At 69.5% G+C, this 11,220-nt stretch carries 10 protein-coding genes; 5 read left to right on the forward strand and 5 right to left on the reverse strand.

Annotated features, from left to right (window positions below; genetic code table 11):
• Positions 1 to 47: 47 nt before the first annotated feature.
• The 3 genes from cysC to cysD are packed head-to-tail and all read right to left on the reverse strand — an operon-like array spanning position 48 to position 2,868.
• Positions 48 to 668 carry an adenylyl-sulfate kinase gene (cysC, locus tag VNF07_03940; GenBank protein ID HVB05383.1) on the reverse strand — a complete coding sequence of 207 codons (621 nt, stop codon included), beginning with the start codon at positions 666 to 668 and terminating at the stop codon, positions 48 to 50.
• 9 nt (positions 669 to 677) lie between these two features.
• A complete protein-coding gene (locus tag VNF07_03945; protein ID HVB05384.1) occupies positions 678 to 1,931 on the reverse strand; it encodes a GTP-binding protein in 1,254 nt (417 codons plus the stop codon).
• A gap of 28 nt (positions 1,932 to 1,959) precedes the next feature.
• Positions 1,960 to 2,868: a sulfate adenylyltransferase subunit CysD gene (gene cysD / locus VNF07_03950; GenBank protein HVB05385.1), complete on the reverse strand. Its 909-nt coding sequence runs from the start codon at positions 2,866 to 2,868 to the stop codon at positions 1,960 to 1,962.
• 96 nt (positions 2,869 to 2,964) lie between these two features.
• Here cysD and VNF07_03955 point away from each other — a divergent pair, with 96 nt between their 5' ends.
• A complete protein-coding gene (locus tag VNF07_03955; protein HVB05386.1) occupies positions 2,965 to 3,705 on the forward strand; it encodes a class I SAM-dependent methyltransferase in 741 nt (246 codons plus the stop codon).
• A gap of 64 nt (positions 3,706 to 3,769) precedes the next feature.
• Here the strand turns inward: VNF07_03955 and VNF07_03960 are convergent, their stop codons facing one another.
• Positions 3,770 to 4,237 (reverse strand): ribonuclease H, encoded by a 468-nt coding sequence (locus VNF07_03960; GenBank protein ID HVB05387.1) that lies wholly within the window; start codon positions 4,235 to 4,237, stop codon positions 3,770 to 3,772.
• A gap of 88 nt (positions 4,238 to 4,325) precedes the next feature.
• Between VNF07_03960 and aceE the strand changes: the two genes are divergently transcribed.
• Positions 4,326 to 7,049, forward strand: a complete 2,724-nt coding sequence (gene aceE, locus VNF07_03965; protein ID HVB05388.1) for a pyruvate dehydrogenase (acetyl-transferring), homodimeric type — start codon at positions 4,326 to 4,328, stop codon at positions 7,047 to 7,049.
• Positions 7,050 to 7,575: 526 nt separating this feature from the next.
• Here the strand turns inward: aceE and VNF07_03970 are convergent.
• Positions 7,576 to 8,244, reverse strand: a complete 669-nt coding sequence (locus VNF07_03970) for a class II aldolase/adducin family protein (protein HVB05389.1) — start codon at positions 8,242 to 8,244, stop codon at positions 7,576 to 7,578.
• Positions 8,245 to 8,564: 320 nt separating this feature from the next.
• Between VNF07_03970 and VNF07_03975 the strand changes: the two genes are divergently transcribed.
• The 3 genes from VNF07_03975 (at position 8,565) to thiE (ending at position 11,166) form a co-directional block, all read left to right on the forward strand.
• Positions 8,565 to 9,290 carry an MBL fold metallo-hydrolase gene (locus tag VNF07_03975; GenBank protein HVB05390.1) on the forward strand — a complete coding sequence of 242 codons (726 nt, stop codon included), beginning with the start codon at positions 8,565 to 8,567 and terminating at the stop codon, positions 9,288 to 9,290.
• Positions 9,291 to 9,907: 617 nt separating this feature from the next.
• Positions 9,908 to 10,519, forward strand: a complete 612-nt coding sequence (locus VNF07_03980) for an HhH-GPD-type base excision DNA repair protein (GenBank protein HVB05391.1) — start codon at positions 9,908 to 9,910, stop codon at positions 10,517 to 10,519.
• On the forward strand, positions 10,516 to 11,166 hold the full coding sequence (thiE, locus tag VNF07_03985) for a thiamine phosphate synthase (protein HVB05392.1): 651 nt from the start codon (positions 10,516 to 10,518) through the stop codon (positions 11,164 to 11,166). Before VNF07_03980 ends, thiE begins: the two co-directional genes overlap by 4 nt.
• Positions 11,167 to 11,220 lie beyond the last annotated feature (54 nt).

Below are 11,220 nucleotides of genomic sequence, written 5' to 3' on the forward strand. Positions count from 1 at the left end.
TCGCGTGCCCCGCAGCCTAGCGAGCACGCGAAAGCGGGCGAGACGGCTCATCGATACCCCGCGGGACTGTCGATCGCGCGCAGCAGGCCCCGCGCCGCGAGGTGGTCGTAGAGGGCTGCCGCGCACTGCTCGGGGGCGCAGGCGCTGCCGTCGAGCACGACGTCGGGCGCCGTCGGTGGCTCGTAGGGAGCAGAGACGCCGGTGAAGGCGGGCAGCTCCCCCTCGCGGGCGCGGCGGTAGAGGCCCTTCGGGTCGCGCGCCTCGCAGACCTCGAGCGGCGTCGCGACGTGCACCTCGACGAAGGGCGTGCCGGCGAGCTCGTGGCGGGCGCGCACCGCCGCCCGCCCGGCGGAGTAGGGGCTGATGATCGTCACCACCGAGAGGTGGCCGCGCTGGGCGAAGAGCAGCGCCACCTCACCGACCCGGCGCACGTTCTCGGCGCGATCGTCGGCGGAGAAGCCGAGGTCCGCACAGAGGCCGTCGCGCAGGTCGTCGGCGTCGAGGCGGAAGTGGTCGAAGCCCTCGACGTGCAGTCGGCGGACGAGGGCGTCGCCGATCGTCGACTTGCCGGCGCCCGAGAAGCCGGTGAGCCAGACGGTGGCGCCGACCGGGTGCCCGTCGAGCGGCCGCCCGCCGCCGCTCCCGGCGGGTGCTTCGGGGGCGGACATCGCCGGGGGCTACTGGCGCGGACGGAGGATCATCCCCGCCGCGACGGTGGTGTTGGAGGCGTCATCGACCAGGATGAAGCTGCCCGTCGTGCGGTTGCGGCCGTACTCGTCGTAGAACAGCGGCGCCGTGGTGCGGATGTCGATGCGACCGATGTCGTTCAGCGCGAGCTCCTCGACGGGGCGCACGCGGTGCAGCGTGTTCACGTCGAGGCGGTAGTGCAGCTCGGTGACGAGCGCCTTGGCCCAGTGGGTGGTGTGCTTCAGCGAGAGCTTGGCCCCCGCGCGGAGCGGCCCCTCGGCCATCCAGCAGATCATCGCCGAGAGGTCCTGGCCGATCTCGGGCTGGTTGTGCGGGTGGCAGAACATGTCGCCGCGGCTGATGTCGAGTTCGTCGGTGATGTGCACGATCACCGACATCGGCGGGAAGGCCTCGCTGACGGGGCCGTCGGCTGTCTCGATCGCCTCCACCTTGGTGGTGAAGCCCGACGGGAGCACGAGGATCTCGTCGCCGAGCTCGAGGACGCCGCCCGCCACCTGGCCTGCGTAGCCGCGGTAGTCATGGAGGTCCGCGGAGCGCGGCCGCACCACCCGCTGCACGGGGAACCTGAGGTCGACCATGTTGCGGTCGGAGGCGATGTGCACCTCCTCCAGGTGATGGAGGAGCGAGGTCCCCTGGTACCAGGGCATCTCCAGGCTGCGGTCGACGACGTTGTCACCCACGAGCGCGGAGATCGGGATGAAGGTGAGGTCCGGGATCGCGAGGCGCGCCGCGAAGTCCTGGAACTCGGCGCGCACCTCATCAAAGCGCCGCTGGTCGTAGTCGACGAGGTCCATCTTGTTGATGCAGATCACGAAGTGCGGGATCCGAAGCAGCGAGGCGATGAAGGCGTGGCGCTTGGTCTGCTCGGTGATCCCGAGGCGGGCGTCGACGAGGACCACCACGAGGTCCGCCGTCGAGCAGCCGGTGACCATGTTGCGGGTGTGCTGGGTGTGGCCGGGGGTGTCGGCGATGATGAACTTGCGCCGCGGCGTCGCGAAGTAGCGGTAGGCGACGTCGATCGTGATGCCCTGCTCGCGCTCGGCGCGAAGGCCGTCGGTCAGTAGCGCAAGGTCGACGTACTCGTCGCCGCGCGCCATCGACGTCCGCTCGATCGCCTCCATCTGGTCCTCGAAGACCTGCTTGGAGTCGTACAACAGTCGGCCGATGAGGGTCGACTTGCCGTCGTCGACCGAGCCCGCGGTGGCGAAGCGGAGAAGCTCCATCAGTGCTGGGCGGGGAGGGGGGGGCGCATCAGAAGTAGCCCTCCTTCTTGCGGTCCTCCATCGCGGCCTCCGAGAACCGGTCGTCGGCGCGGGTCGCGCCGCGCTCGGAGATCCGCGTCACCGAGGTCTCCGCGATCACGTCGGCGGGGGTCGCAGCTGCCGACTCGACGGCCGCGGTGCAGGTCATGTCGCCGACGGTGCGGTAGCGCACGGTCGCGAGGAAGGGGGCCTCGTCGGGGTTCACGGGCTTGGTGTAGGGGCCAACCGCGAGCAGCATCCCGTCGCGGCGGAAGACCTCGCGGCTGTGCGCGTAGTAGATCGAGGGGAGGTCGAGACCCTCCCGCTCGATGTACTGCCAGATGTCGAGCTCGGTCCAGTTGGAGAGCGGGAAGACCCGGAAGTGCTGGCCGGGGCGGTGGCGGCCGTTGTAGAGGTTCCACAGCTCGGGGCGCTGGCCGCGGGGGTCCCACTGACCGAACTCGTCGCGAAAGGAGTAGATGCGCTCCTTCGCGCGCGCCTTCTCCTCGTCGCGCCGCCCTCCGCCGAAGACCGCGTCGAAGCGGTGCTGCTCGATCGCCTTCAGGAGGCTGTGCGTCTGCAGGCGGTTGCGGGTGGCGCCGGGGGCGGTGTCCTCGACGACCTCGCCGGCGTCGATCGCCTCCTGGACGGAGGCGACGAGCAGGCGGACACCGAGCTCGGTGGCACGGCGGTCACGGAACTCGAGCACCTCGTCGAAGTTGTGGCCGGTGTCGATGTGCACGACCGGGAAAGGGACGACCTGTGGCCAGCAGGCCTTGGCCGCGAGGTGCAGCAGCACGGCCGAGTCCTTGCCGCCGGAGAAGAGCAGGCCGGGCCGCTCGAACTCCGCGACGACCTCCCTGATGACGTGGATCGCCTCGGATTCGAGCGCGTCAAGGTGTGTGAGCTGGTAGGTCATGAAACTCTGATCATTCTAGTCAACAATTAGCCGGGGCCTCCGAGGGTGGCCCCACGGCGTCCGGTGGGCACGCCGCCGCAGGACGATACTGGCGTGGTGGACGTCCACCCCCTCGCCGAGCCCTTCGCGCTGACCTCGGACTCCTACGAGCGCGGCCGCCCCGAGTACCCCGACGAGCTGCTCGCCTTCGCGGCGGCGCTCGCCGGCCTCGGGCCGGGCAAGGTGGCGGTCGATCTCGGGGCAGGGACCGGCAAGTTCACCCGCGGCCTGCTGCGCAGCGGGGCGCGCGTCGTCGAGCCGCTCGACAAGATGCGCGCCGAATTCGCCCGCGTCCTCCCCGACGTGGAGTGCCTCGCCGGCGGCGCGCACGCCATCCCCGCGCCCGACGCGAGCGCCGACCTCGTCTCCTGCGCCCAGAGCTTCCACTGGTTCGCCGAAGAGGAGGCGCTCACCGAGATCGCCCGCGTGCTGCGCCCGGGGGGCGTGCTCTTCCTCGTCTGGAACCACCGCGACCTCTCCGACCCGTTGCAGTCGCTCATCGAGACGATCCAGGACGAGCACCACGCCGCGGGGATCCCCACCTCGCGGACCGGCGAGTGGCAGGCGCTGATGGCGAGTGCCGCGCGCTTCGTCCCGCTCGAGGCGCGGCACTTCGTCCACACCCAGCACACCGACCACGAGACGGCGCTCGCCCGCGTGCTCTCGACGACCTCGGTGGCGCGCATGGACGACCTGGCGCGCCGCCGGATCCTCACCCAGGTCGGGGCGATCGTGCCGCCGGGGACGACGCGGGAGGTCCCCTTCGTCGCCGACGCCTACGCCTTCCGCCGCGTCTGAGCCCGAGGGGCGCTGCGCCGGTCACAACGACCGACGGATCGCTCGGCCCGGTGCCGCACAGCGTCTACCCCGCCGAGCCGACGATGTCCGCCGAGCGCCGACCGCTCCCGGTGCGGGCCGCCTCCACCGCGAGACCGTCGACGACCTCGTTCATCGCGTCCCCGGCGTGGCCCTTCACCCAGCGGAAGGTGACCTCGCCGGCGCGCGTCCCGATGATCTCGGTGACGAGCGGCTCCCAGAGGTCGCGGTTGGCGACCGGCTCGTGCTTCGAGTTCCTCCAGCCGCGGCGGATCCACCCAGCCCACCAGCGGTCGCGGAAGCAGTTCACGACGTAGGTGGAGTCGCTCACGATCTCGAGCTCGCCAGGGTGCGCGGCGACGGCCTCGATCACCGCGGTGAGCTCCATCCGCTGGTTCGTCGTGTGCGCCGCGGCGCCGGAGGCGAAGGCCTCGGGCGAGCGCGCCCAGGCCCAGCCCCCCGGACCCGGGTTTCCGAGGCAGGCGCCGTCGGTGAAGACAGTCGTGGGGGCCATCGGGCCAGTCTGGCCGACGGGGCCGCGCCGATAGCATCTTGCGTCGGCTAACTACCAGGGGATCGACAACGAGCGCGAGACTGACAACGTGATCTTCGACGGATTCTCCCACCAGCTGCCCGACATTGACCCGGGCGAAACCGAGGAGTGGCTCGAGTCGCTCGACGCCGTCATCGACGTGCGGGGCAAGAACCGGGCGAGATTCCTGCTGATGAAGCTGCTCGAACGGGCGCGAGAGACCCAGGTGGGCTTCCCCGCCACCGTCTCGACGCCGTACGTGAACTCGATCCCGCCGGACCACGAGCCCTACTTCCCCGGCGATGAGTACATGGAGCGGCGCATCCGCGCCTACATCCGCTGGAACGCGGCGGTGATGGTGACGAGGGCGAACATCCGCGACCACGGGATCGGCGGCCACCTCTCCACCTACGCGAGCTCGGCCTCGCTCTATGAGGTCGGCTTCAACCACTTCTTCAGCGGCAAGGACGAGAGCGCCGGCGACCAGGTCTACTTCCAGGGCCACGCCTCGCCGGGCATCTACGCCCGCGCCTTCGTCGAGGGGCGCCTCGACGAGGAGCACCTCGACAACTTCCGCTTCGAGACCGGTGGCCACGGCCTCTCGAGCTACCCGCACCCCCGCCTGATGCCCGACTTCTGGGAGTTCCCCACGGTCTCGATGGGCCTCGGGCCGCTCGCCGCCGTCTACCAGGCGCGCTTCAACCGCTACCTGCTGCACCGCGAGATCGTCGACACGGCCGGCTCGCGGGTCTGGGCCTTCGTCGGCGACGGCGAGTTCGACGAGCCCGAGACGCGCGCCGGCCTCAGCCTCGCCGGGCGGGACAAGCTCGACAACCTCATCTACGTCGTGAACTGCAACCTGCAGCGCCTCGACGGCCCCGTCCGCGGCAACGGGAAGATCATCCAGGAGCTCGAGGCGGAGTTCCGGGGCAACGGCTGGAACGTGATCAAGGTGATCTGGGGCTCGCGCTGGGACGAGCTGCTCGCCCGCGACGTCGACGGCCTGCTCGTGAACAAGATGAACGTCACCCCCGACGGCGACTTCCAGAAGTACGCCACCGAGGGGGGCTCCTACATCCGCGAGCACTTCTTCGGCCCCGACCCGCGCCTCCGGGCCCTCGTCGAGCACCTCTCCGACGAGGAGCTCGAGACGCTGCCGCGCGGCGGGCATGACTACCGCAAGCTCTACGCCGCCTACAAGGTGGCGACCGAGCACACCGGCGCCCCGACGGCGATCCTCGCGAAGACGATCAAGGGCTGGACCCTCGGCCCCCAGATCGAGGCGCGCAACGCCACCCACCAGATCAAGGAGATGACCGGCGACCAGCTCCGGCTGCTGCGCGACCGCCTCTTCCTCCACGAGGAGATCCCCGAGACCGCCCTCGAGGCGCACGACCCGCCGTACTACCGCCCCGAGAAGGGCTCCGCCGCCTGGGAGTACATGATGGCGAGGCGCAGCGAGCGGGGCGGCGTCCTCCCGCAGCGCATCGTGCGCGGCGAGGGCCTCGCCGGCCTCCCCGCCCCCGAGCAGAAGACCTTCGAGGAGTTCCGCGCCGGCTCGCGCGGCCGCGAGGTCTCGACGACGATGGCCTTCGCGGCGCTGCTCAGGAACCTGCTGCGCGACCCGAACCTCGGTCGCTACGTGGTGCCGATCATCCCCGACGAGGGGCGGACCTTCGGCTTCGACTCGCTCTTCTCCGAGGTGAAGATCTACGCCCCCGGCGGCCAGCTGTACACCTCGGTCGACGCCGGGATGCTCCTCCAGTACGCGGAGAGCGAGAAGGGCCAGATCCTGGAGGAGGGCATCTCCGAGGCGGGCGGGATGGCGAGCTTCCTCGCCGCCGCGACCGCCTACTCGACCTGGTCAAGGCCGATGCTCCCCTTCTTCCTCTACTACTCGATGTTCGGCTTCCAGCGGGTCGGCGACATGATCTGGCAGGCCGCCGACGCGAGGGCGCGGGGCTTCCTCCTCGGCTGCACGGCCGGGCGGACGACGCTGAACGGCGAGGGGCTGCAGCACGAGGACGGCCAGTCGCTGCTGCTCGCCTCGGCGGTGCCGAACGTGAGGGCCTACGACCCCGCCTTCGCCTACGAGGTGGCGACGATCGTCGCCAAGGGCATCGACGAGATGTACGGCCCCGAGGCCCAGGACGCCATCTACTACCTCACCCTCTACAACGAGAACTACCCGATGCCGGCGATGGCCGAGGGCGAGGAGGAGCGGATCACGGGCGGCATCGTCCGCGGCCTCTACCGCTTCGCCGAGGCGGCGCCGGTCGCCTCGGGTGAGCTCTCCTCGCGCCGGGCGACGATCCTGTTCTCCGGGAGCGCCTGGCACGAGGCGATGCGCGCCCGCGACCTCCTCGCCGAGCAGTGGAACGTCTCCGCCGAGGCCTGGTCAGCGACGAGCTACAAGGCGCTGCGCGAGGAGGCCCTCGAGGTCGAGCGCTGGAACCGCCTCCACCCGCTCGAGAGCCCGCGCGTCGCCTTCGTAACGAGCGAGCTCGACCAGAGCGCCGGGCCGATCGTCGCGGTGAGCGACTTCATGAAGGTCGTCGCCGACGAGGTGGCGCGCTTTGTTCACGCCCCCTTCACCGCGCTCGGCACCGACGGCTTCGGCCGCTCGGACACCCGCGCTGCGCTGCGCCGCCACTTCGAGATCGACGCCGAGCACGTCGTGGTCGCGGTGCTCTCCGAGCTCTGCGCGGCGGGCGAGGTGAAGGCCGAGGAGGTGGCCGAGGCGATCGAGCGCTACGGCCTCGACACCGAGGCGATCGACCCGCGCCTCGCATAGCAACGATGGGGCCGTCGGCGCCCGCCCGAGGGAGGGCGCATGAGCTGGTACCTGACCGGCGACGCCGCGGCCGACGAGCTGCTCTCCGAGGGCGCACTCGCGCTGTTGATCGGCACGGTCCTCGACCAGCAGGTTCTGTAAGGGATGGTCACCGTCCCATGGTGAGGTCGCGTGAGGTTCGGCATGGGTCAGCGGTCGTTAACCAAGTGAGGTAAGACGGCGCACCCACGATGTGGGGCTTGCGGCAACCCGTTCGCGCCCATCCGCCTCATGCCGAGCGAGACGCAACACAGCCCGCCACCCAACGCCCCACCGGAAACGACTTCTACTACCCGGGCCGGCCGAGCGAGCCGTGAGCGTCGCTCCCCGCATTGTCATTGGTAGGTGATGCCCCCGAGAGCGCTCCGGCGACGCGCGTCATGTGACACGTCAGCGCATCCGTACCCGTCGATCTGGCGCGGGCAGCCAGCCTTGATGGTTGGTACTCGGTCCGACGATCTGTTCGCCAGAGCCCGGCCGCTAGGCGTCAAGCCGAGACCGTCCCCTTTTGCTCGAAGGTCATCGCGCGTTGCAACGCGGCGGATTTGAAGTCGTCGGGGATCTCCATGGGCCCGCCCAGCCCAGCCGCGTTGACGCCGGCCTGAGCCGCCTCCTCGACGACGCCCCCGACCATGATGGCGAGATCGGGTGTCCGGTGGAAGACCAGCACACCGTGGTTGGCGAGGAGGACAGCAGGGACGCCTGGCACGACTGCTGCGCGAATGTTGGCGATCGCGGCCTCAGAGCCGCGCGGACCGTAACCGGCCACGGGTACTCCGTCGGGAAGGCCGAACATCGCGAGCGCCTCGACCCAGCAGCCGATCGGACGGTGCGCCACGGCGTAGGCCGTTGCAAACGGTGAGTGCGTGTGGATCACGCAGCCCACTTCGGGTTGATCTGTGTAGAGGGCGGTATGCATGGCAACGACCGCACCCTGGATCGGAGGGAGCTCGCCCTCGCGAAGCTGGCCGTCGAGACCGACCCGGACGACGGCCTCCGCGGGATGGTCGCGGAGCGAAGATCCTGCCGTGAAGTACATCTCGTCTGTTCCAGCGACGCGGATACTCGCGTTGCCATGGCCGTTGGCGGAGATCGCGCCGCTCGCAACGACGCGCCTCGCGATCTCGACGACCTGCTGCACCATGTCGTGGTCCATCACCCCTCCAAGGCCAGCAGATCGTGGGGGCCCACTGGTCTTCCAGGGACGATATTCGGCGCGGGGGCTACGTGGAGGGAGCTGATTCCGTCAGTCGCAAACGCCACCTGCCCGACCCGCCGATCTGGCGCTTCCAGGCGACTCTCCGCCGCTGCGGCGCGACTTGACCGAGACCGGCATGGGCGACGAGCCGCCGAGGGTGAGCAGCCGGACTCCGCGACGGTTGGCTCTCCCGGTGTCGATAGCTGAGAACGGGGCACCGACCTGCCACGCTGACCAAAGCACCACCGAAGAACTGCGGCCCAAACGGAGGTCCACCGATGGAGACGAAGGTTGATGAGATTGCCGAGGGTATTTTTCGGCTATCGACTTGGGTGGCACAGATAGCGCCGCCAGCCGGCTTTACGTTCAACCAGTTCCTGGTCAATGCCGAAGAGCCGCTGCTGTTCCATACCGGTCCGAGGGCCATGTTCCCCCTGGTCTCTGAAGCTGTCGCCCGGGTCATACCGATCGAGCGCATGTGCTGGATCACGTTTGGCCATGTTGAATCTGACGAGTGCGGTTCCATGAACCAGTGGCTGGCCGCAGCACCGGATGCCGAGGTGGCCCATGGTGCATTGGGGTGCATGGTCCAGCTCAACGACCTCGCAGACCGGCCGCCGCGCCCGTTAGGCGATGGTGAGGTACTCGATCTCGGTGGCAAGAGGATCCGTCACCTGGACACTCCACACGTCCCTCATGCCTGGGAGGCCCGGGTGCTCTACGAGGAGACCACTGGCACCTTGCTCTGTGGTGACCTGTTCGCTCACGTCGGCAATGGACCAGCGCTTACCACGGAGGACATCGTGGAGCAGGCGATGGAGGGCGAAGCCATGTTTCGCTCCAGCAGCCTGGCCCCCGATACCGCCATTGTTCTTGACCGCCTTGCCGAGCTCGCGCCTCAAACCCTCGCCTTGATGCACGGCTCTTCCTTCAATGGCGACGGGGCATCGGCGCTCCGGGACCTCGCCAAGGCTTATGACGAGCGGTACCTCGCGAGAACCTGACGCCCCCACGAAGTCCTTCTTCGATTCCTCACACCCACAGTGCAAGCCGCCAGTGTTTGGTACCAGGACGAGCGTGTCCCTCCTCCGACACGAACCCCCACGTGGCAATCCCTGCGACAACCAGCCACATCGGTTCAACCACGGCCTGAGCGACAGGACGTCTCATCTGTGGCTCCGCGCGGGTTGTGCTCCGGCTGCTCGAAGGAGTACCGACTAGAAGGTTCAGCTCGCCATGTGATCAGCCGGCTGCGTGACGCCGCACCCCGACGATGATGCGTTCAAGGTCTGCCTGCGTATCCGCAAAGACACGATCAGGAGAGATGTCTCCGGGAAGTGCGTGGGCGAGAAGGTGCCGATAGCCAGCGAGTTCAGCCCACGGGTCGATGCTGCTGACGATGCCGCGCTCGACCCGCGCTACTCGGGGCAAAGGCTGTCGCAGTCCGGGGTAACCATCTTCTCCTTCGAGGTCGACGGTTCCTATGTCGCACTAGCGATGCATGCAAGGTTGCTGCGGACGGCACTACGAGGATCAGGCCTTGCGACTACAACGGCATGCGCGGTCCAACACCAAACCTCTGACCCAATCATGAGTCGCCCTGTCGGCGTACTCTGACGGTATGGCTTGGTATCTGACAGGCGACGAAACAGCTGACGCCCTGCTGGCCGACGACCCTCTAGCCCTTCTTATTGGAATGGTCCTCGACCAGCAGGTCCCGATGGAGCGGGCCTTCTCCGCGCCCCGAGACCTCCGCGAGCGCCTCGGCGGGCGCCTCGACGTGACCGAGATCGCGGGCCTCGACCACGACCGCCTCGTCGCCGCCTTCTCCGAGCGACCCGCGCTGCACCGCTTCCCCGCCGCGATGGCCGAGCGGGTGCAGGCCGTCGCCAACATCGTCGTCGACGAGTACGGCGGCGACGCGGGAGCGATCTGGAACACCGCGGCGGACGGCAAGGAGCTGATGAAGCGGCTGCGGGCGCTCCCCGGCTTCGGCGAGCAGAAGGCGAAGATCTTCCTCGCCCTCCTCGGGAAGCGCCTCGGCGTGCGCCCCGCGGGCTGGGAAGAGGCGGCCGGCCCCTTCGGCAAGGCGGGCTCGTTCGTCTCGGTCGCCGACATCGACTCGCCCGAGGCGATGGAGCGGGTGCGCGATCACAAGCGCGAGATGAAGGCGGCGGCGAAGTCGGCCGCCAACCTCCCCGCCAAGGCTGGCGCCGGCCGCGCCAAGAAGTGAGCGGCTCGCCCCTCGAGGGACGACACCTCTATCTCTGCACCCCCGACCGCCCCGACCTCGAGGCATTCGTCGGCGAGTGCATCGAGGGCGGCGTCGACATCGTGCAGCTGCGCGAGAAGCACCTCGAGGCTCGCCCCCTCATCGCCCGCGCCCGCCTGCTGCACCGCGTCTGCGCCGAGCGGGGGGTCCCGTTCATCATGAACGACCGCCCCGACCTCGCCGTCGCCGCCGAGGCGGACGGCGTGCACGTGGGCCAGGACGACCTCCCTCCCGCGCTCGCCCGCCAGTTCGTGGGCCTTCATCGCGTCGTCGGCCTCTCGACGCACCACCCCGACGAGCTCGCTGCAGCGCGCGGCGAACCGGTCGACTACGTCTCGGCGGGCCCGGTCGTGGAGACACCGACCAAGCCCGGACGGCCCGCGACCGGAGCCGCCTACGTCGCGCACGCCGCCGAGGTCGCTGCCGCCTGGCCGGGTGGTGCGATGCCCTTCTTCGTCACCGGAGGTGTCACCCCCGAGACGGTCCCCGCCCTCGCTGAGGCCGGGGCGAGCCGCTTCGTCGTCGTCCGCTACCTCACCGAGTCCGACGACCCCCGCGCCGCCGCGGGGCGCCTCCGTCGGGCGATCGAGGCGAACGTCGAGACGTAGCTCCGCGGCAGCGGGCGAACCGGCCGTAGACGCGACGAAAGGGCGCCGAAGCGC

The sequence above is a fragment of the Acidimicrobiales bacterium genome, from assembly GCA_035533595.1.
Classification (GTDB): domain Bacteria; phylum Actinomycetota; class Acidimicrobiia; order Acidimicrobiales; family Bog-793; genus DATLTN01.